The organism is Pseudomonas sp. A0308 (assembly GCF_044218815.1).
GTDB classification, from domain to species: Bacteria; Pseudomonadota; Gammaproteobacteria; order Pseudomonadales; family Pseudomonadaceae; genus Aquipseudomonas; species Aquipseudomonas iridis.
Window position 1 is genome coordinate 190,358 of record NZ_CP162581.1, and the last position, 20,418, is coordinate 210,775.

General features: G+C 53.4%; 26 protein-coding genes and 1 riboswitch. Of the genes, 13 read left to right on the top strand and 13 right to left on the bottom strand.

Going from position 1 to position 20,418, the window contains the following annotated elements:
* Window positions 1–81: 81 nt before the first annotated feature.
* Window positions 82–1,191 carry a hypothetical protein gene (locus tag AB4P92_RS00830; RefSeq protein WP_200646077.1) on the top strand — a complete coding sequence of 370 codons (1,110 nt, stop codon included), beginning with the start codon at window positions 82–84 and terminating at the stop codon, window positions 1,189–1,191.
* A gap of 89 nt (window positions 1,192–1,280) precedes the next feature.
* Here AB4P92_RS00830 and AB4P92_RS00835 read toward each other — a convergent pair whose 3' ends face one another.
* From AB4P92_RS00835 to arsN2, 6 genes are all read right to left on the bottom strand, one after another.
* The gene (locus AB4P92_RS00835) at window positions 1,281–1,895 is read right to left on the bottom strand and encodes a hypothetical protein (protein ID WP_301483956.1); all 615 of its coding nucleotides are present in this window, start codon (window positions 1,893–1,895) and stop codon (window positions 1,281–1,283) included.
* A 135-nt stretch (window positions 1,896–2,030) separates the two neighbouring features.
* On the bottom strand, window positions 2,031–2,399 hold the full coding sequence (locus AB4P92_RS00840; protein ID WP_200646070.1) for a hypothetical protein: 369 nt from the start codon (window positions 2,397–2,399) through the stop codon (window positions 2,031–2,033).
* A 229-nt stretch (window positions 2,400–2,628) separates the two neighbouring features.
* The gene (locus AB4P92_RS00845; protein WP_200646069.1) at window positions 2,629–3,819 is read right to left on the bottom strand and encodes an MFS transporter; all 1,191 of its coding nucleotides are present in this window, start codon (window positions 3,817–3,819) and stop codon (window positions 2,629–2,631) included.
* Between the two features lie 37 nt (window positions 3,820–3,856).
* Window positions 3,857–4,942, bottom strand: a complete 1,086-nt coding sequence (locus AB4P92_RS00850) for an NAD(P)/FAD-dependent oxidoreductase (protein WP_200646068.1) — start codon at window positions 4,940–4,942, stop codon at window positions 3,857–3,859.
* A gap of 36 nt (window positions 4,943–4,978) precedes the next feature.
* Window positions 4,979–5,326, bottom strand: a complete 348-nt coding sequence (locus tag AB4P92_RS00855) for a helix-turn-helix transcriptional regulator (RefSeq protein ID WP_200646067.1) — start codon at window positions 5,324–5,326, stop codon at window positions 4,979–4,981.
* Between the two features lie 87 nt (window positions 5,327–5,413).
* On the bottom strand, window positions 5,414–5,875 hold the full coding sequence (gene arsN2 / locus AB4P92_RS00860) for an arsenic resistance N-acetyltransferase ArsN2 (RefSeq protein ID WP_200646066.1): 462 nt from the start codon (window positions 5,873–5,875) through the stop codon (window positions 5,414–5,416).
* Between the two features lie 129 nt (window positions 5,876–6,004).
* On the opposite strand from arsN2, the gene AB4P92_RS00865 reads away from it, so the two are divergent.
* From AB4P92_RS00865 to AB4P92_RS00905, 9 genes are all read left to right on the top strand, one after another.
* Window positions 6,005–6,427: an arsenate reductase ArsC gene (locus AB4P92_RS00865; protein WP_200646065.1), complete on the top strand. Its 423-nt coding sequence runs from the start codon at window positions 6,005–6,007 to the stop codon at window positions 6,425–6,427.
* A complete protein-coding gene (locus AB4P92_RS00870; protein WP_200646064.1) occupies window positions 6,424–6,780 on the top strand; it encodes a metalloregulator ArsR/SmtB family transcription factor in 357 nt (118 codons plus the stop codon). Before AB4P92_RS00865 ends, AB4P92_RS00870 begins: the two co-directional genes overlap by 4 nt.
* Window positions 6,781–6,804: 24 nt before the next feature.
* Complete coding sequence (locus AB4P92_RS00875) at window positions 6,805–8,088, top strand: arsenic transporter (protein ID WP_200646063.1); 1,284 nt, start codon at window positions 6,805–6,807, stop codon at window positions 8,086–8,088.
* A gap of 16 nt (window positions 8,089–8,104) precedes the next feature.
* Window positions 8,105–8,575 carry an arsenate reductase ArsC gene (locus tag AB4P92_RS00880; protein ID WP_200646062.1) on the top strand — a complete coding sequence of 157 codons (471 nt, stop codon included), beginning with the start codon at window positions 8,105–8,107 and terminating at the stop codon, window positions 8,573–8,575.
* Window positions 8,576–8,622: 47 nt separating this feature from the next.
* The gene (gene arsH, locus AB4P92_RS00885) at window positions 8,623–9,336 is read left to right on the top strand and encodes an arsenical resistance protein ArsH (RefSeq protein WP_054092739.1); all 714 of its coding nucleotides are present in this window, start codon (window positions 8,623–8,625) and stop codon (window positions 9,334–9,336) included.
* 20 nt (window positions 9,337–9,356) lie between these two features.
* Complete coding sequence (gene arsC / locus AB4P92_RS00890; RefSeq protein WP_058410998.1) at window positions 9,357–9,779, top strand: arsenate reductase (glutaredoxin); 423 nt, start codon at window positions 9,357–9,359, stop codon at window positions 9,777–9,779.
* A gap of 156 nt (window positions 9,780–9,935) precedes the next feature.
* A complete protein-coding gene (locus AB4P92_RS00895) occupies window positions 9,936–11,015 on the top strand; it encodes an ArsO family NAD(P)H-dependent flavin-containing monooxygenase (protein ID WP_200646061.1) in 1,080 nt (359 codons plus the stop codon).
* A 138-nt stretch (window positions 11,016–11,153) separates the two neighbouring features.
* Window positions 11,154–12,080, top strand: a complete 927-nt coding sequence (locus tag AB4P92_RS00900) for a permease (protein WP_267912358.1) — start codon at window positions 11,154–11,156, stop codon at window positions 12,078–12,080.
* 18 nt (window positions 12,081–12,098) lie between these two features.
* Window positions 12,099–12,335, top strand: coding sequence for a thioredoxin family protein (locus AB4P92_RS00905; protein WP_017337067.1), 237 nt, complete (start codon window positions 12,099–12,101; stop codon window positions 12,333–12,335).
* Between the two features lie 426 nt (window positions 12,336–12,761).
* Here AB4P92_RS00905 and AB4P92_RS00910 read toward each other — a convergent pair whose 3' ends face one another.
* A complete protein-coding gene (locus AB4P92_RS00910; protein WP_200646060.1) occupies window positions 12,762–13,313 on the bottom strand; it encodes an arsinothricin resistance N-acetyltransferase ArsN1 family B in 552 nt (183 codons plus the stop codon).
* A gap of 478 nt (window positions 13,314–13,791) precedes the next feature.
* Here AB4P92_RS00910 and AB4P92_RS00915 point away from each other — a divergent pair, with 478 nt between their 5' ends.
* From AB4P92_RS00915 to AB4P92_RS00925, 3 genes are all read left to right on the top strand, one after another.
* Window positions 13,792–15,279: a SulP family inorganic anion transporter gene (locus AB4P92_RS00915; RefSeq protein WP_301483979.1), complete on the top strand. Its 1,488-nt coding sequence runs from the start codon at window positions 13,792–13,794 to the stop codon at window positions 15,277–15,279.
* An 11-nt stretch (window positions 15,280–15,290) separates the two neighbouring features.
* A complete protein-coding gene (locus tag AB4P92_RS00920; protein ID WP_200645983.1) occupies window positions 15,291–16,142 on the top strand; it encodes a universal stress protein in 852 nt (283 codons plus the stop codon).
* Window positions 16,143–16,234: 92 nt separating this feature from the next.
* Window positions 16,235–16,708: an NUDIX hydrolase gene (locus AB4P92_RS00925; RefSeq protein ID WP_200645984.1), complete on the top strand. Its 474-nt coding sequence runs from the start codon at window positions 16,235–16,237 to the stop codon at window positions 16,706–16,708.
* 199 nt (window positions 16,709–16,907) lie between these two features.
* On the opposite strand, the gene ppa is transcribed toward AB4P92_RS00925, so the two are convergent.
* The 6 genes from ppa to AB4P92_RS00955 form a co-directional block, all read right to left on the bottom strand.
* Entirely contained in the window at window positions 16,908–17,438 is a 531-nt protein-coding gene (gene ppa / locus AB4P92_RS00930) for an inorganic diphosphatase (RefSeq protein ID WP_103451675.1), read from the bottom strand.
* Window positions 17,439–17,440: 2 nt separating this feature from the next.
* Window positions 17,441–17,794, bottom strand: coding sequence for a DUF190 domain-containing protein (locus tag AB4P92_RS00935; protein WP_200645985.1), 354 nt, complete (start codon window positions 17,792–17,794; stop codon window positions 17,441–17,443).
* A gap of 10 nt (window positions 17,795–17,804) precedes the next feature.
* Window positions 17,805–18,188 carry a fluoride efflux transporter CrcB gene (crcB, locus tag AB4P92_RS00940; RefSeq protein WP_200645986.1) on the bottom strand — a complete coding sequence of 128 codons (384 nt, stop codon included), beginning with the start codon at window positions 18,186–18,188 and terminating at the stop codon, window positions 17,805–17,807.
* Between the two features lie 137 nt (window positions 18,189–18,325).
* A riboswitch (Fluoride riboswitch) is annotated at window positions 18,326–18,387 on the bottom strand.
* A gap of 135 nt (window positions 18,388–18,522) precedes the next feature.
* Window positions 18,523–18,855 (bottom strand): hypothetical protein, encoded by a 333-nt coding sequence (locus AB4P92_RS00945; RefSeq protein ID WP_200645987.1) that lies wholly within the window; start codon window positions 18,853–18,855, stop codon window positions 18,523–18,525.
* 916 nt (window positions 18,856–19,771) lie between these two features.
* A complete protein-coding gene (locus tag AB4P92_RS00950; protein WP_200646035.1) occupies window positions 19,772–19,966 on the bottom strand; it encodes a hypothetical protein in 195 nt (64 codons plus the stop codon).
* A 2-nt stretch (window positions 19,967–19,968) separates the two neighbouring features.
* The gene (locus tag AB4P92_RS00955) at window positions 19,969–20,310 is read right to left on the bottom strand and encodes a GGDEF domain-containing protein (RefSeq protein WP_200645988.1); all 342 of its coding nucleotides are present in this window, start codon (window positions 20,308–20,310) and stop codon (window positions 19,969–19,971) included.
* Window positions 20,311–20,418 lie beyond the last annotated feature (108 nt).

Here is a 20,418-nt window from a genome sequence, read left to right on the forward strand (position 1 = left end):
AAAGCGTGAAGGCTGTATAGAAAATCGAGTGGGCCACTCTACAGGGATTGCTATGATCAAGCTTCAGTCAAGGAGCGGCGCATGAGCATTGAAATGTATCGAAGGCAGGTCAACACGTGTCAGCAAAACATCGCAAAACTGCAAGCTGACAAGGGAAAGCTTTCGGTTAAAGCCGCAGCGGCATTGAAGAAAAAGCAAGACGCTTTGGCTGCCGCTGGCAGGTCTACTAGCTCTTCTACAATCAACATGAAGTTGCGAGAGGCGGATCGTTATGCCTCCGATAACAGCAGGGCCACGATCGAAATGGCCAAGCTCGATAGCAAGATTGCCGATGAGCATAAGAAGCTTGTGGCCGCTCAAAGCAAGGTTAGCCAGGAGGAGACTCGCGAGCTGAAGAAGCAGGATGCGGCTAAGAAAAAGCGCGATGCCGATCTCAAGAAGCAACAGGCCGATCATAAACGCACAGAGCAGGCCAGAGAGCGACGTATGCGTGAGATGGGAGCAGGGCTGGCCAGGCATGAAGATTTGCACGCAGAAGTGGCCTTGCAGATTCAGATGCTGAAGGCATTACCTGAACAGATTACCGTACTTTTCATGGCGTCGGATCCCGGGACAAACAAGCTCGCGCTTGATGAGGAGGCTAGGTCTATTGGTGAAAAGCTCCGAGCGTCACAGCATCGGGATGCCGTAAATTTTCAGACGCGTTGGGCGGTCAGGCCGATGGATATTCTTCAGGCTATAAACGAACTTCACCCGACGATTGTGCATTTTAGTGGTCATGGCACCTCGGCAGATGCATTGGTTCTTCAGGATGATCATGGTAGGCCGAAGCATGTTTCCAAGGAGGGGATCGTCAGCGCAATCGCATTCGGCTCTGACAGCGTCAAACTTGTGTTTTTCAATACGTGTTTCTCTTTCAATCAAGCGCGTAGCAGCGTTGAAAAGATAGATGCTGCCATTGGTATGAATCGTGAAATCGGCGATGAAGCTGCTCGGGTATTCTCATCCCAGTTTTACTCCAGCATTGGCTTCGGCCACTCAATCCCGAAAGCATTTGCACAGGCCACATCTGCGCTGATGATGGAGGATCTCACTCAGTGCGATATTCCAGAGCTCCATCTGAAGGAGGGGCTTTCGGACGAAGATTTGACGCTTGTGCGTCCTTCGACAACGTCAAGTAAAAAGCCCTGACTTTAGGAGTGACAGTGAGCGATGGGTGATTACGTTCGTTGCGTGGCCGCGCCTTTGGTGCATGAAGAAGCGATCGAGCATGCAAGGACTTAGACCGGTATCGCATCTCTCTCAGGATTCCAAAGCCGCTCAACAGCCCAGAGCGGCTGACGCCCCTGAAATAGTCGTATAGCTTTGATATAGGCGTCGTAGGTCGCACGATCAAAGGTTGTCCAAGTTGTGCCCAGTTTCTTGGCAATTTTGAGCTTACGACGAAACTCCTCGAGATCGCATTCCTGATCTATGGACTCCGCTGAGTCTAGGGCCTTCAATAACACCGCATCGAGCGGAGGGTGCACACCTTTCGTGTGCGGATGATCATGATGTCCAGCGCAGACGATTTTCAGTTTCAAATACATGTTTACAAGCTTTTGAGCACGACCGTAGCTGCAAAATAAAGGCTCTGTGGTGTTTGGCCCGCCTTTCGGCCGCTTTGTGTAAGTAAGGCCTTGGGACGCTGCCATGACAGCTTGTATCCGCTCATTTATAAAATCGTCCATTAGTTCAGGAGGCGGCAGTTGATCCGCTGTTTTGGTTGATCCCAAACCAGAACGCTCGATTAGATATCTCGCGACTGCGATGGTGTGCCCAGGCCCTTGCCGAGAATAGGCACGACCAGCTCCCCAAACGGCGACACGATGCCGGTGCTCATGAATGTCGTACATAATTAGTTCCCGTTTCTCAATCTGCTTCCGCAAGAAGCTTATCCACGTGTAAGGCTTTCAATGCGCTGGCGCCATATTCCAGTCCGAACGTCTATAAAAGTGTTGAATGCGTAGGGCTAATCCAAAACATTCTCTTCAATTGGTTGCGGTGGTGGTACCCGGAGCGGGGCCTTCGCTGAACGTGTAATTGATGACCACGTCATTGCGGATCAAAACGTCGAGAGTTTTCTGAGTGTCCGTAGTCGTCACCTTCATGGTGACCAGGTAGCTTTGGGCATGGGCTGAGCCATTGGTGTAGGTGTAGATCCACTTTTCGTCAGTCTCGCTGACTGCGCTCTTGGCGTAGTGCTCACCGAATAGCGACTTCAACTCAGAAGTCGTGGTTTTGCCTTTGGTGATGCTAGCTACACTGGCCGAAGGGAAGTCTCGGCCTGCCGTGTAGTGCGACGTAGCGCAACCGCCAAGTACCACGCACATTCCCAGAATCGCGATGAGCTTTTTCATATCCGTCCTTGATCGTAGAAGGTTCCAATCTAGCTGGCATCGAGGCTAAAAACCATCACCACCTTGATCACCTGCGCTCGCGCTTGTCGGCAGCTCATAGCACACTATCCTGCGCTGGAACTGCAGCTTTGTTCGCCCTCGAGATCCTCCCGGCATAAGGTGCCTTAATCGGCACATTAAGCCCTTAAACAAGGATTAATGTGCCATTTTGGGATCACTACGCCAGCATTCATTCGGTGGGAAGCGCAAGGCTTGTGATGAAGCTAATCGCCACTAAAACGCACATACCAGCCAACAGCGGGATTGAACCAAATTTCTCTAGAGCAAGTGCTGCTGCTACAGGGCCTGCAGCCTGGGCGATCAGCATGGGACGAGCCAGCAGCCCCATGCGTGTTCCGTAGCCATCAGCGCCGAATAGAGCCAAGGGTAATGTTCCGCGAGCAATGGTCAGAATTCCATTACCTGCTCCGTAAAGCGCCAGGGCTACGAAGGCTAGCCACGGGATGGCCGGTAAAAGTAGGGCAATACCCACCCCGCACAGCAGGATGGCGATACGAGCCGACCAGGTAGGGTGCAGGTTTCTCCCAATCGAAAACTCAGCAAGGCGTGCCACGACTTGAGATGGCCCAATCATCATTCCTATGGCTAATGCTGTTGAGGTTGCGATGCCAAGCAGTTTCAGCACATCAAGCAGGTGGACTGAAACGGAAGAAATCACCAGGGATTGGAATGTCAGTAGCGCTGCCAGCAGGATGTATATGCGATTGGTTAATTTGCTGGCAGTTGCAGTGGACTGGATACTTGCAAGAGGTGCAGATTCATCTGGGGGGCCTTTCTCGCTGGGAATTGCCAGAAGATGGATTGGTAGACCAACTACTAGATGCATTGCGGCTAAGGCAAAGCAGCTGTACCGCCAACCGATCTGGTGCTCCAGGCCTGCGATCAGTGGCCAGCCTAAGGTGCTGGCAAACCCACCTAGCAAGGTTAGACCAGTCATCGAGGCTCGTGCATGGTCGCCAAGTAGTCGTCCGAGTGTCGAAAACGCTGCGTCATAAAGACCAGCAGCCATGCCCGCGCCGATCAGCGTCCATGCTAGGTAATAAACGGCTAAGTTACTGGCTAAGCCCATCAACAGCATACCCATCGCCAAAAATAACGAGCTAGCTGCCAACACGGGGCGTCCCCCACTTCGGTCGATCCATCGTCCCACCATGGGCGAGCAAGCTCCTGCGACCAGCAGTCCCCAAGACAATCCAATTACTACGCTCGTAACTGACCATCCTGTTTCTTTGGTGATTGGTGTCGCAAGAACTGCTGGCAGGTAATAGGTCGAACTCCAAGCGAGAATTTGTGCGATGCCTAATGCCCATACAAGCCTGAGTCGGTTGATAGGTTGCTGGCTGCTTTCTAGGTTTTTCACTAGCTACGGGCTCTTGTGTTTTTCAGACGTAAGCTGCTCAGTTTTGCGTTACAAGCGTGGGGGCGGCTTCCAAATTACGAACTCGCTTTAGCAAATACGGGAGTATGTGTTCTGCGTCAGGCCCCACGCCTCGTAGGGTTGCAGAGGCGAAGTTGCGTTGTTTGGGCAAGCCTACAAAGTACAAGCCTGGGACATGAACTGCTCGCCCGTCGCGTTGCGCCACTCGTCCCTGCTCATCCATTACTGGAAGGCCTTGGAGAAATGGCAGGTTCGGACGAAAGCCAGTGGCAAAAACGAGGCTATCAACGGTTTCATGCTGACCTTCGGCCCAAATCACGCCTGTTGAAGTGACCTCGGAGAACATTGCTGCTTGATTGAAGTATCCGGATCTCAGAGCCTTTCTGTACGTGCCGTCGTCCAGTACAGGCGTGCTTTGATCATTTAGCCACTTAGTTTTCTCTAGGCCTGTCCATTTCAACCAAGTATGAAAATCTGCTCCTAATATCCGTTGTGGCGCGAATCGAATCGCCTCTCGCGTGGCCAGAGTCACTGTTGCAACTTTGGATAAATCGTAAGCGATTTGTACAGCGGAGTTAGCAGCGCCAACTACGACGATGCGTTGCCCACTAAATGCTTCTGCATTTCGATAATGAGCACTGTGAAGCTGAGTGCCGCTGAAGTTTTTTAGCCCAGCTATATCGGGTACGTAGGGACGACTGAAGGCTCCTGAAGCCACGACAACTGCTCTCGCCGAAAAGCATTGTCCGTTCGTGGCAGTGATCCGAAATCCTTCGCCTTCCTGACATACGTTTGCGACCCTAATCCCTTGGAGAATAGGTAGCCGGAAGAAGTCGGCATACCGTTCGAGGTAACGCACGACTTCATCTCTAGTAGGGTAGTGGCCTGCTGCTCCAGGGAAAGGAAGCCCCGGAAGAGAGGAATATGCTGCTGGTGAGAACAATTCAAGGCTGTCGTAGTAATTACGCCAGTTCCCCCCAGGCTGCGGTTGCTCATCAAAAATAAGGAAATTGAGGCCTTGCTGCTTCAGGTGCCAACCGCTAGCCAACCCTGCTTGGCCAGCACCAATGACAACAACATCAAACATCTGATTCTTTGCGTTCATATGTGCGCACTCATGCACGTTTTATACAAAAAAGGATCAGTCATTTTTGCCTGGACAGCACAGCGGGGCGATGCTTTTGGTGTGGAGGAGGATGGCTTCTAGACGCTTGATAATGGCTGGGCCGTCCACTTCATAGAACATCTGGCGCCCTACCTTCGCAGCTCGAACAATCCCTGCTTCCAGTAGCACCTGAAGATGACGAGATACAACCGAACGCTCCTGAGGCAGCTCAGCCGCAATTTCAGTTACATCCGCGCGACCTAATAGCATGACTCGCTTCAGCACCGCGATTCGCGGTGGCTCACACAGGGCCTTGAAGAATGCGCCGTCCAACGATTCGATGGCGGCCTCAATGGCTTGGTTTCGGGTTAGTGATGTAGTCATAAAGGAACTATATGTGCATGTATGTGCACATGTAAAGGCTAGGTCGAAACTGGACACTACCTCCCAGGCTATCGGATGGGCAAACTATCAGCCATTGTCGAATGGTAACGCCTTGCACATGTAGCAAGCCGAGCCAGGGCAAAGCCCTCTGAACTGCTCCGTCTGAGAAATCATAGGCGGCGCAGAACCTCGTTGATTCACTGCATAGCCCTGTTGCTCAAAAAAGCCTGATGCAGTCGTCGTCAGGAGATGAAACCGAGCAATACCTCGCTCGGCTGCTATCGCTTCAATGGCCCGCAGCGCTGCGACCCCGACCCCTTTCGATCTGTATGCCGGCTCTACGACCATGGAGCGCAGCAATCCATCTGCTCCATGCGTTTCAAATCCTCCCCACCCGACACTCTTACCGTCCCTTGTGAACTCAAAAAAGGTTCGGCCTGGAAGGTCAATATCGTCTGCAGGAAGATCGGCGGATTTCAACGCAGCGCGAAAACGCTGCCATTGCCCTCCAGCTATTTCCGTTCCCTGGATCATCATCTTCCTATCCATCCTTTTATCTCCTTTGTGCCGCTTTACATGGACTGTTACGGCTCAAGCCGAAGCAGCAGCCATCATATTTGCTTTACCGGATATTCGAAAAAGCATATATTCGTTTTTCCATATGCATCGAGTTCAACCATGAGCCTCGCCATCAAAGTGCTTTTCGTATGCGTTGCCAACTCCGCCCGCTCCCAGCTTGCAGAGGCTTTGCTGCGGCACACCGACCCGAGCTTCGAGGCCTTCAGCGCCGGTTCGGAACCGTCTGAAGTTGATCCGCGCACCATTCAGGCATTGGAGGCAGTTGGAGTCGATGCAGCGGGCCTGCGCAGCAAGTCCATCAGCGAGTTTCAAGCTGATCGATTCGATTACGTAATCACTCTTTGCGATAAATCCGCGAGCGAGTGCCTACCAATGCCCAGCGCAGGTGAAGTCATTGCCTGGGATTTTCCCGACCCAGTAACCAGCGATGATCCTAGCGCATTTCGCCACACACTCCACGACATCCACGAGCGCATCAAGCTCTTCGTTTTGGTCAAGACCAAACACCTGGAGGATCTATGACAGACCCCTTGAACCCCACCACCTTATTCAAGTGCCTGGCGGATGACACCCGAGCAAAAATTTCGCTGCTTGTCGTGAGTGAAGGTGAGCTGTGTGTATGCGAGCTAACGGCAGCACTCGACCTGAGTCAGCCGAAGATTTCTCGTCATTTGGCGCTGCTGCGCTCTGCCGGTTTGTTGTTGGATCGTCGACAAGGCCAATGGGTGTACTACCGATTGAATCCTGATTTGCCCGCGTGGGTGACTGCAGTTTTGAAGGAAGTGGTAGACGCCAATCAACAATGGCTGGAAACCGAGGCTAAGCGCCTCTGCGGCATGAACGACCGCCCGATCAACCAAGCCGTGTGTAGCTGATTCACGCGCAACCGGATTAATGAAATGCTGATTGCCGTATTGATCTTTATCGCCACCATCGTCCTTGTCATCTGGCAACCCAAGGGGCTTGGGGTTGGCTGGAGTGCGATGTTCGGTGCCATCGTGGCGTTGCTGGCAGGCGTCGTTACCCTCGCAGACATACCCGAGGTTTGGCGCATCGTCTGGAATGCCACTGGGACTTTCATCGCGGTCATCATCATTAGTCTGCTGCTTGATGAGGCAGGCTTTTTCAAATGGGCTGCGCTGCATGTGGCCCGGTGGGGAGGCGGGAGCACCCGCAAGCTGTTCGCATTTATCGTTCTGCTGGGCGCAGCGGTGTCGGCCCTGTTCGCCAATGACGGAGCAGCATTGATCCTCACACCTATTGTGATCGCGATGTTGCTGGCGTTGCGTTTTTCGCCTGCTGCTACGTTGGCATTCGTTATGGCAGCCGGTTTTATCGCCGATACGGCGAGCTTACCGCTGGTGGTTTCCAACCTGGTCAACATCGTTTCTGCCGACTATTTCGATATCGGCTTCAACGAATATGCTTCGATCATGGTGCCGGTAAACATCGTCAGCGTGGCGGCGACATTAGCCATGCTGCTGTGGTTTTTCCGCAAAGATTTACCAAAGACCTATGACCTCAACCAACTGGACAATCCGGACGAGGCAATCCACGACCGGGCCACTTTTGTAGCCGGTTGGTGGGTGCTGGCACTACTGCTGATCGGTTTCTTTGTCATTGAGCCATTGGGGGTGCCAATCAGCGCCATTGCAGCGGTCTGTGCATTCATTCTTTACGTCATCGCGGCTCGTGGTCACGCCATCAACACAAGCAAGGTGCTTAAAGAGGCGCCATGGCAGGTGGTGATTTTTTCTTTGGGTATGTATCTGGTTGTTTATGGCCTGAAGAACGCCGGCCTGACCGACCACATCGCGCAGATCCTGAACGTGTTCGCCGGTTATGGCGTTTGGGGCGCGTCCCTAGGTACAGGACTGCTAACAGCGTTGCTGTCTTCGATCATGAACAACATGCCCACCGTTCTGGTAGGCGCCTTATCCATTCATGCCGCCGAAGTCGATGGTGTAGTCCAGCAAGCGATGATTTACGCCAACATCATCGGCTGCGACTTGGGCCCGAAGATCACCCCAATTGGGAGCTTGGCAACTCTGTTGTGGCTGCATGTGCTCGCACGGAAAAACATAACGATCAGCTGGGGTTACTACTTCAAGACCGGGATCGTGCTGACCTTGCCTATCCTCGTCGCCACATTGTCCGCCCTGGCACTGCGCCTCAGTTTCTGAATCAAGGAATCGTTTGATGAAAGTCTTGTTCATGTGCACCCACAACAGCTGCCGCAGCATTCTGTCCGAGGCGCTTTTCAACCACTTGGCGCCCGAGGGTGTAGAAGCCGTCAGCTCAGGAAGCTTTCCCAGTGGCCGGGTGAATCAACGGGCATTGCAAACGCTGGAGGCGGCGGGTATCTCCACTACGGGCTTGAGCAGCAAGGCTTCGGATGCTTTTGAAGTCTCGCCTCCAGACATCGTGATCACTGTCTGTGACCGGGCAGCGGGTGAGGCATGCCCAATCTTCTTTGGGCCAGCTTTGAAGGCGCATTGGGGTCTGGCCGACCCGTCTGACGCTAGCGGGTCGGAAGCCGAGATCACCGCAGCGTTTGAAACCACACTCGCCAAAATTCACGAGCGCGTGAGCGCATTTCTTGCGCTGCCACTGAAGACCATCAGCGCTGAACAGTTGAAAGCTGAACTGAATCGCATCGGTTCGCTTTAAAGATTAACCGAGGCGGTGCCCAACCTGGCGCCGCCGTAGGAGTTTACATGCAAGACACATTGCCGAACGTACACGCCGACCTGATCGACATTCCGTCGTTGGAGCAACTGGAGCCGCGTACACCGTCACTCCATAAACCTCGAATCTTGCTTCTGTATGGATCGACGCGAGAGCGCTCTTTCAGCCGGTTGGTGACTCAGGAAGCAGCCCGCTTGCTGGAGGAGTTTGGCGCCGAAACCAAAATCTTCGACCCCTCGGGTTTGCCGCTGCCGGACGATGCTCCGGATACGCATCCCAAAGTCGCGGAATTGCGCGAACTCATGCAATGGTCTGAAGGACAGGTGTGGTGTTCGCCTGAACGGCACGGCTCCATGAGCGCAGTTTTCAAGGCCCAGATCGACTGGGTTCCGCTTGCGATTGGTGCTGTTCGACCTACGCAAGGAAAGACCCTTGCAGTAATGCAGGTCTGTGGCGGCTCGCAATCTTTCAACGTGGTCAACCAACTACGGGTATTGGGGCGGTGGATGCGCATGTTCACCATCCCAAATCAATCTTCGGTGGCCAAGGCGTTCACCGAGTTCGACGAGGCAGGCCGTATGAAGCCTTCCTCGTACTACGACCGACTGGTGGACGTGATGGAAGAGCTGATGAAGTTCACGCTGCTGTTGCGGGGTCGCCAGGACTACTTGGTTGATCGCTACTCCGAGCGTAAAGAGTCAGCTGAAGAGCTGTCCAAGCGCGTCAACCAGCGCTCCATTTGATACCACCGCGAGGAAACGGTATGAGTCAGATAACGATTTATCACAACCCGCAATGTGGAACCTCTCGCAATACCTTGGAGCTGATCCGCAACAGCGGAGAAGAGCCGACGGTTATCGAGTACCTACAGACCCCACCTGACCGCACCACGCTTGTCAGGCTGATCAAAGATATGGGTATCGAGGTGCGGGCCCTGCTTCGTATCAAAGGCACTCCCTACGAGGAGCTAGGACTCGGCGATACGTCACTTACTGATGACCAGCTCATCGATGCCATGATGGCTCATCCCATCCTGATCAATCGCCCCATCGTCGTGACGCCTTTGGGCACACGCTTGTGTCGTCCGTCAGAGGCCGTCCTCGACCTTCTGCCGCAAGAGCAGCGCGGCAGCTTCGTCAAAGAAGACGGACAAGTCGTCATTGATGAGAATGGCCGTAGGGTTTAAACCGATGTAAAGCAGATTGGCCTGGAGGCATGAGGCCTAATTGCCGGCTGACCAACGGCAGCTTTAGCATGTTCAACAGATGATCGAGATCAGATTGGATTCGTTCTTGGGTCTCTATACTGGCGACAGTTCAGCATCGACTTAAGGTTTCCCCCCATGACTCATTCGGCCCGTGACAAACTAGACGTAGTCATTATCGGCGGGGGGCAGTCAGCTTTGGCAGTGGCGTATTTTCTGCGCCGAACGCAACTGTCGTTTGTCATCCTCGACGCAGAGGAAGAGCCCGGTGGTGCCTGGCGGCATGGCTGGAACTCACTGCGTTTATTCTCACCCTCCACCTGGAGTTCGATACCTGGCTGGATGATGCCTCCAGCGCAGGAAGGCTACCCAACACGAAATCATGTGATCGACTATCTCAGCCAATATGAGCAGCGCTACCAATTTCCGATTGAACGCCCGGTTCGGGCTATTTCTGTAGAGCGTATAGAGTCTGGCTTACGAGTACGTTCTGACGCCAAGTATTGGGATGCCAAGATTGTAATCAGCGCTACCGGTACTTGGAGCAATCCGTATATCCCTCACTATCCTCATGCCGAGCTATTCGCCGGTCGTCAGCTTCACTCCGCGCACTATGTTGAAGCGCAAGCGTTTGCTGGCAAGAAGGTTCTGGTGGTGGGGGGTGGTAATTCAGGCGCGCAGATTTTGGCGGAAGTCTCCAAAGTCGCTGAGACTACTTGGGTAACGCCTACTGAACCTGTGTTTTTGCCTGATGAAGTGGATGGACGGGTGCTGTTCGAACGGGCTACTCAGCGCTTGAAAGCTCAACAGGAGGGGCGCGTCATTGACCAGCCCATCGGCGGGTTGGGCGACATTGTCATGGTACCGCCCGTTATAGAAGCCCGTGAACGCGAAGCTTTAAAATCTGTACGCCCATTTGAACGTTTCACTCGCGAAGGCGTTATTTGGGCCAATGGATCTGAAGCTGCAGTGGATGTTGTCATCTGGTGTACCGGATTCAGGCCCGCACTTCAGCACTTGGAGCAGCTGGGAGTGATCAACACCGAAGGCCGTGTCGAGGTCGAAGGCACTCATTCGATCCACGAGCCAAGACTATGGCTGGTGGGCTATGGCGAATGGACAGGCTCGGCTTCCGCGACGCTAATTGGTGTCACACGCACCGCACGCAGCACCGTCAATGAGATCGCGACCTGTCTTGGCGATCCATCCATGGCCTAGCGCGCCTAAGCCTCAGGAGTAGAGGACATGAACGACATGATCGTGCGCTGGCCTGCGCGAAATCCCCGCCTGTTTTTAGCGGCAGCAGCGCTTGCCTAATTCGGATTGTACGAAGCCCTTATTCCTGTCTCAGAGGCTTTGGTCGCAGCGCTTCCAGTTGATCGGAATAGCCACCTTGGAGGCGCCTTACAGTTTTTTTTCTACGACACGCCCAAAGTGTTGATGCTGTTGACGGGCATCGTGTTCTTGATGGGCATGCTCAACTCCCACTTCACGCCTGAACGCACCCGCGCAATATTGGCAGGGCGAAGCGAGGGAACGGCCAATGTCATGGCGGCCTCGCTCGGTGTGTTTACCCCATTTTGCTCGTGCTCAGCCGTTCCTCTTTTTATAGGTTTTGTTCAAGCTGGCGTGCCCCTGGGGGTGACGTTCTCCTTCCTTATTTCTGCGCCCATGGTGAATGAGGTCGCGCTGACACTGCTGCTTGGCTTATTCGGCTGGAAAGTTGCGTTGCTGTATCTCAGCCTAGGGTTGTTTATTGCGATTGTGGCTGGCTGGGTCATTGGCCGCCTGAAAATGGAGGCCTATCTGGAAGATTGGGTTCGTGAAATGCCCAGGATCCAGGCAACTGCCGGGAACACACGCATGCCCCTGTATGAGCGGATAAGTGCCGGGTTTGGCAGCGTGCGTGAAATCGTCGGAAAAGTCTGGCCTTACATCCTCGCCGGTATTGCCATTGGCGCGGGCATTCACGGGTATGTGCCAGAGGATTTCATGGCCAGTTTCATGGGCAAGGAAGCCTGGTGGTCGGTTCCGCTCGCGGTTCTTATCGGCATCCCCATGTATACCAATGCGGCAGGCATCATCCCCATTGTGCAGGCATTACTTGCAAAGGGCGCGGCACTGGGCACTGTGCTGGCCTTCATGATGAGTGTCATCGCTCTATCTCTTCCGGAGATGGTGATTTTGCGCAAGGTGCTTAAAGTTCGCCTGATCGCTACCTTCATTGGGGTCGTCGCCGTCGGCATTCTCATCGTTGGTTACGTCTTCAACTTCGCTTTGTAATCCACCTACCGAGGTTTTATGAAAGACATCAAGGTTCTGGGCACCGGTTGTGCAAAATGCAAATCGACAGTCGCCATCATCGAACAAGTGGCGAGTGCGAAAGGCATCCCCGTAAAGCTGGAAAAAATCGAAGACATGCAACAGATCGTCGGCTACGGGGTCATGTCCACCCCGAGTGTTGTGATTGATGGAAAGGTTGTTCACTCAGGGGGCATCCCGACACGTGACAAGGTTGAAGAGTGGCTCAGCGCTTAGAGGGGCTAGAGGCTCCTCAGGCCACAGTGGGGAGCTGCCCGGCATTGTATCGTGCACCGTAAAGGAAGCTCGCGAACGCGGTGTGCTGAACGCGATACGGCCATTCACGCATTTCATTTCAATGGGTGTTGTGTGGCCATCGGTAACCTAGACGAAGATCGATGTCGTCATCTGGTGTACTGGATTTTCTCCGGCGGTCGACCACCCGAGCAACCTGAGTATCATCGGCGATGGCAGCAAAGTCGCTGTGAATGAAAACCGGAGTGTTGATTCACCCCATCTGTGGATGGAGGGCTACGGCGGTTGGACGGGGCTTGCCTACGCTACGTTGATCGGAGTAACCCGCACCGCTTGGGGTGTAGTCAACAAAGTCCAAAGCTATCTCAAAGGTGGAGCCTGATGGCTCGCAACGCAAATCGATTGCGCCTACTGTGATGAGACTTCAAGCTCCGGGAAAAGAACAGGCTCTAAGGGAGGGGTTGCCTGGCACAGTCCGAGCCGCCAGTAGCCGACGTCGTGCCATTTCCCAAGCTTGAAGCCAACCTCCGGATATGTGCCGATATGGACGAATCCCAGCGACTCGTGCAGCCCCACACTGCCTTCATTGGGCTGTGCGATTCCGGCATAAGCTGCGCGAAAGCACTGTTTTTCAAGGATCGGAAGCAAGGTCTCATAGAGTTCACGGCCAATACCCTGACGGCGAGCCGATTCGGCTATGTACACCGTTACGTCAACGGCCCATCGGTATGCCGGACGTGCGCGGTGCTGGCTGGCATAGGCGTAGCCCTTGATCTCCCCACCTTCTTCGGCCACCAGGTAGGGATATGTCTGAAGTGTCGTCGCTATTCGCTGAGCGATTTCCTCGGCGCTTGGCGGAATCTCTTCAAACGAGATCGCCGTTGTTGAAACGATGGGGGCGTAAATGCGCTGGATGGCTTCAGCATCTGCTACCGCCGCCGTACGAATCTTCGAGACCATTGAAGTCGCCTTAATTCAAAACGTAGACACTACTTTTCCGATCACCATATCCAATATGGCGTTCTGGCGGTGCTACCGAAAGCATGTTTAGCACCACAGATGTTGATCAGGAGTGGGCTGGTAGGGATCTACTGCCCGCAGTAAACCGTCAGCATCATGTACGCTATGAAATCCACTTAGAGCTTGACATCCGGTCGCAATTGAAAAGGGATTTGAGGTATAGTGCCAGCTCTTCATACCCTTGAGCTACAGGAACACTCGCATGACTGTACTCCAAACGATCTACTGGCAGCCTACGCCGCCTTAGCGCTACGCCCCCTCGCAACACCCTGCTTCCGCTAGCCTCGCTCGCGGGTGCGCACTGCTGTACGCCTGGTTTACACCTTAAGCACACAGCAAAAATCCTCAAAATTTGAACTTGTATCGGTTCGCTCGCCTTTCCCTTGGCGTGCGCGATGCTTTGCCTTGGATATTTTCTATGCTGCAAAAACTTAGACAAACGTGGTTTTCCAACGTCCGTGGCGACGTGCTCGCGGGGCTGGTGGTCGCGCTCGCGCTGATCCCGGAAGCCATCGCTTTTTCCATCATCGCCGGGGTAGATCCCAAAGTCGGTCTCTACGCCTCCTTCTGTATCTGTGCTGTTATCGCCTTTGTCGGTGGGCGCCCCGGAATGATCTCGGCGGCTACCGGCGCCATGGCACTGCTCATGGTTACGTTGGTTAAAGAACACGGACTTCAGTATTTGCTGGCCGCAACCCTTCTATGTGGCGTACTTCAAATCCTTGCCGGCTACCTGAAGCTTGGCTCGTTGATGCGGTTCGTTTCACGGTCGGTAGTCACCGGTTTCGTAAACGCATTGGCGATCCTGATTTTCATGGCGCAGTTGCCGGAACTTACGAATGTCACCTGGCACGTCTACGCCATGACGGCAGCGGGCCTCGGGATCATCTACCTGTTTCCATACGTACCGAAGATCGGCAAGCTGATTCCGTCACCGTTGGTGTGCATCCTGACGCTGACTGCCATCGCCATTTACCTCGGTTTGGATATCCGCACCGTCGGTGACATGGGCCAACTGCCTGATACGTTGCCGATTTTCCTCTGGCCCGAAGTGCCGCTGAACTTTGAAACCCTGCGCATCATTTTCCCATACTCGGCTGCCTTGGCCGTAGTGGGTCTACTCGAGTCAATGATGACCGCGACCATCGTCGACGACCTTACCGATACCACCAGCAACAAAAACCGCGAGTGCAAAGGCCAGGGTGTGGCCAACATCGCTGCCGGCATGCTTGGCGGCATGGCAGGTTGCGCCATGATCGGCCAATCGATCATCAACGTGAAATCCGGTGGTCGTACCCGTCTCTCAACATTGTGTGCCGGCGTTTTCCTGCTGCTGATGGTGGTATTTCTTGGCGAATGGCTCTCCAAAATCCCTATGGCGGCACTCGTGGCTGTGATGATCATGGTGTCCATAGGCACCTTTAGCTGGGATTCCTTGCGCAATCTGAAAAAGCATCCGCTGTCGACCAACCTCGTTATGGTGGCGACCGTCGTGGTCGTCGTGGCCACTCACAACCTGGCCTACGGCGTACTGGTTGGGGTGCTGCTGGCTTCGCTGTTCTTTGCCAATAAGGTCGGGCACTACCTAGATATTAAGAGCACTCTGGAAGAGACGGAATCGCATCGGACTTACCACGTCGTGGGCCAGGTGTTCTTTAGCTCTGCAGACAAGTTCACTGAAGTTTTTGACTTCAAGGAAGCGCTCAACAAGATCACCATCGATCTCACGCAGGCGCATTTCTGGGATATCACCGCTGTCGCAGCGCTGGATAAGGTCGTGATCAAGTTCCGCCGTGAAGGAGCTGAGGTTGAAGTGCTCGGTCTCAATGAAGCCAGCGCAACAATCGTTGACCGCTTCGGTGTGCATGACAAACCCGGTGCCATCGACAAGCTCATGAGCCACTAAGGAGAATGACAATGACCCACGTAATGGCCTGCATTGATAACTCACAATCTTCATTGGCGGTCTGCGACTACGCAGCATGGGCGTCGCTACAACTTAACGCGCCCCTTACCTTGCTGCATGTATTGGATGAGGAGAAATACCCTGCATCTGCAGACCTGAGCGGCAATATCGGCCTTGGTAGTCGAGAGCATCTGCTGGAGGAGCTGGCTACATTGGATGCCCAGCGCGCCAGGCTTGCTCTGGAGCAAGGTCAACACATGCTTGAAAAGGCCAGGGAGCGAACTGTCATTTGCGGAGTTGCATTTCCTGAGCTAAAGCAGCGCCACGGACACTTGATAGAAAGCCTAGTTGATCTTCAGGACGATATTCGACTCTTGGTCATTGGACGAGTGGGTGAAGGCAGCACACGTGGAGTGCACAGCCTTGGCAGCCAGATTGAATCTGTCGTGCGCACAATTCACCGTGCAATTTTGATCACGAGCAGCGGCTATAAAAAGCCAGAAAAAGTAATGCTCGCTTTTGACGGCAGCCCCACAGCCCACAAAACCGTTGAGCTGCTTGCCGCGAGCCCGCTCTGCACAAATCTACCGATTCATCTTGTTATGGTTGGCGCTGGCTCGGAAGGCAACCGAGAAGCGTTGGAGAAAGCCAAGAGCACGCTCATTAGTGCTGGCTTTGTCGTCCAAGCTCAGATCGTACAAGGAGAAGTGGAAGCAGCGTTGCACGTTTATCAAGCCGAGCATGGAATTGATCTGCTAGTCATGGGCGCTTATGGGCACTCGCGCATCAGACAATATCTGGTCGGTAGTACAACTACGACGATGCTTCGCACAGCTACCCTGCCTGTATTGCTGCTCCGCTGAAGTGACACGCCTAACCGCATTGTTTCTAACACTCTGGAAACACTGCGGTTATCCTAATTGATGAATATCTAAACACGTCTTGTTGAGACCTCATGCAACTCATAACTGAAATTGTTCACCCCGAGCTGAAATCCAAACAGGGCAGAGTATTCCGCCGACATGCAGCTCGCGGCATAGTGATGCGGGGGGAACAGATCCTGTTGCTGTTCACCGAGCGCTATAACGACTTCAGCTTTCCTGGAGGCGGCCTTGATGGTGACGAGGACATTGTCACAGGCTTGAAGCGTGAGCTTGAGGAAGAGACTGGTGCCCGTGAAATACAGGTGCTCCAGCACTACGGTTACATCGAGGAGTACCGGCCCTACTGGAAGCCACAGTACGATCTGATGCACATGACCTCGCATTTTTATCAATGCGAAGTAGCGCCCCAGCTAGAGCCCGTGAGAATGGAAAGCCACGAAATCGCGAATGGTATGCGGCCTGTCTGGATCAACCTGCATGAAGCCATAACGCACAATGAAGCCGTGATGCAGAGTCAGGATTCATCGATGGGGCAGTCCATTTAGCGCGAAACTTTCATGCTGAAAAAAGTTGCTGCGGAGTTGCTGGTGCAAATCAGCCGTTGAGGGGGGCGAGTGAACATCGATCCTTCTTTCCAAGCGTATGGTTCCCCGGATATTTGATGATCGGAGCAACTGAGGCCCAACATAAATGCAAGCACCTCAGCGCGACCCTCCGACAGAGGCACTTCAATCTGGCGCAAGCCTATTTGGGGATATAAGCAGCTACCGACTTGCGAATCTCTTCCCGCGCTTCATCTGCGCTCCCCCAACGGCCCATCTTCACCCACTTACCCGGCTCCAATGCCTTGTAGTTTTCGAAGAAGTGCTGAATCTGTGCGAGGAGTAACGCAGGGAGGTCTGAGCACTCCTTTACATCGCTGTACATCGAGCTGAGTTTTTCATGAGGGACTGCGATCACCTTGGCATCCGCTCCGGCTTCGTCAGTCATGTACATCACACCAACCGGGCGACTACGAATTACAACGCCAGGCGATACTGGGTAAGGGCAAATCACTAGGACATCCAAGGGATCTCCGTCATCGCTGAGCGTATTGGGAATGAACCCGTAGTTGGCCGGGTAGAACATCGGTGTGCTGAGGAAGCGGTCAACGAAAATTTGTCCGCTTGGCTTGTCCACTTCGTACTTGATCGGCGAGTGGTTTGCAGGAATCTCGATAACGGTGAAAAAGTCGTCGGGGATGGCGGTGCCAGCTGGGATGTCCGCGTAGCTCATGTTCATAGCTCCGAAGTTGTGGAGGGTGTTGAGCTGGACGGCGTTTTTCCAAGTGTGCCCATCTCGATTGGCGTCTTCGTGAAAAACACCGATATTTCCTCAGAGTCCAATCGTTTGAACAATCGTTCTGCCTCATCTTCCGTGATTGCCAAGCGAATCTCCGTGGGTTGATCCGCCAGCTCAAAAAAGTGCGATGAATGCAGTTTTCCTGTGTGCCCAAACCCCTCGATTCCGGTGCAGAGCGTGGCGCCGCGTAACCCCATTTCTTTAGCAACGTTGACTATCCATTCGCCTAGCATTTTTCCCTGATAACGACGGTTTTGTTGGGTGAAGAAAACGACCATATAGCCTTTCATTTCTATCTCCTCAGCGAGTACCAATCATTTGGTAGGACAGAAGCCCGGCAGCGGTCATCGCTAACGAGCCTACGACGTGCAACGAAATTGAGCCAAGCGCCCAGAGCAGCCTGCCCTCGTGAATCAAGGCAACCGTTTCGGCTGAAAATGTAGAGAAGGTGGTAAGCCCACCACAGAAACCCGTGATGATTAGGAGACGCCACTCTGGGCTTAGTGTCGGAGATGCGGCCAAGAAGGCGATGGCCAAGCCGATGATGTAGCCCCCAACCATGTTCGCAACCACAGTACCTGGAGGAATCGTCGGGAACAGAGCATTCAGTTTCATGCCCAATATCCAGCGCAACCAGGCTCCAAGTGAAGCGCCAACGGCGATGACCATTAATGACTTCAGCATGGCGAGCCCACCTCATCAGACCTGAATGCAATAACAGGCGGAGGGTAGGTGCAGAGAAGAAATCGAGACTCAAAGGGTAAGATCATATCCTGTCCTAAATGGAGGACAGGGAGACACACCTACGCACCCTGTCCAGGGTTCACGTAGGCATCATCAGCACGAAGGCGGTTAAAGGAGGAATGCCATCTCCTGTTCTGATCCTATAGCATCAGCGCCAATGGCATCAAGAGCAACTGCATGCGAGCGATCTGAAGGCCCCTTTGATGAGGCAATATGTTTGATCAATGATCCAGGTACGGGCCGCCTCTTTGCATAACTAGGTCATTTGGGGCGTTTACATGGATTTAACCGATACCACTTCCACGTACTTGTACCTCTTCCTAGCAGCCTTCACAGCCTCCTGCTCAGCAAGCAAAGAGCTCAACGTATTTGCCTCGTGAACCAACTCGATCATTTTCCCTTCAAACTCGTTTCCAACGCGAAGCGTGACCTTCAGCCTAGGCGTAAATGATTTCGCCGCTTTCTTTTTGGGCGAAGGCGTTGATACTGGCTTGGTAAAAACAACCACTGGGGCAGGCTGTGGCGTTGGAGGCGCAGGAACCACTTCGGGCTCAGTCGAACCAAACAATGCACGACGCATTTCTTCTTCAGTTAAATCAGAGCTCATGGAAGATCTCAAAGGGGTGCTTATTATCTCGACAAATTCCACTAGGATTGTTGCCTACCGGTATCGTAGGGGAGCTTGCCTAGACGTCAAATCCCAAGTTCGATTTTAATGCTAGAGCCGCGCAAGGCTCGCGAGAGCTGCACCTTTGGCAGGAGGGTAATGAGTCCATCAGCTAAGTTGCTAGCGTGACGAGTATACAGCGTGACTGTGCCCGCATCCGGCGTCCGACCTGATACGACAGCACCTACTCTTTGCTGGGCAATTCTAAGAGTATTCAAGACTTCCTGATTGACCTCATTGGTGGACAGATGCTCAACGAGCGGCCTGGTCGGAGGGGCGGAACGGCTCCACAGAGCTATGGCCGCTTGGAGCAGGCCGTCTGAGCTCAAATGCTCTAGGGCCATCACACACAACTTCCCCTCTTGGGCGATATCTAGGCGTGCCCTACTAATTGCGAAATCCTAAAAAGCATCAAGCTCACTCCTGATTGCGGATTTTACCCAGCTTTCGGCGAAGCGGCGCTCATATAGCTGGGTTGGTCGCAGAGGACGGGGCGCGAATTCTACGTTGAACGGCAGGATATTAGATATTCAAACTCGCGGAAGGATGCTGACTTGGGCGCGTAACATCAATCGCTCGCCGCCTGGATGGGGAACACCCCGATTGAACGCATCCTATTTCGTAGGATGAAAGAAGCTTCGAGGAGAAATAGAGCCATGCCCACCACATCGGCCACGAAATGGTCATACGCATTTATCCCCAGCCAGCCACCTTCGTTCAATGACGTCTGAAATCTGAGTGTATGTCAGGCTCTCCTTTAACCAAGATGTTCCAGTGTACATACAAGCCCACCTTGGACAGCGCGATCAGTTTATGGCGTTACGTGATGTACTGGTCAGTCTCCTAAATCCCAAGCCTAATAACTAAAGCGATAGATAGCTTGGTCGGCACGGCGCAGCAATTCTTCGGTGCTAAGGTCTGCAGTCCAACTAGCGACATCAAAGCTTGCCGTGACGCTACCTGCGACGGCGATCTGTTGATTGCCGAGGGAACTGCGAAGCGAATTCGCAAGTTTTTCGGCCTTCTCCAGTGAAGTGAATGGGCAAAGGATAGCTAGCTCTTCACCCTAATTCGGCAAAACACGTCACTGGTAAGTAAGCGCTGGCGGGTTATTTTGCATGTTTGCCTCAGCACCATGTCGCCGACGTCGTGGCCGTAACTGTCATTGCTGGATTTGAAGTGATCCAGGTCTAGCCTGATCAGGGAAAAAACAACGGTGTAATGTTTGGCGGTGGCCACCAGTTGCTCAAGCGAACTCATAAAACGACGGCGATTATAAATACCGGTCAACTCATGGGTAATAGTTAGGTCTCGCTGCTTCTCTTCGCGATCCTTGAGCTCGGTTATGTCAGTGAATGGATACGGCTTTCTTTTTAGCAGCCGCTCCTTGCGCATACCTCCACCTTATTTCCTTTTGCTCTCACCCATAAACCTAATTATTCCATCGCTTCAGCCCTTTGCCACTAAGCTAGCTTGCAGTTGAAGGATCACCCAACCGCAGCA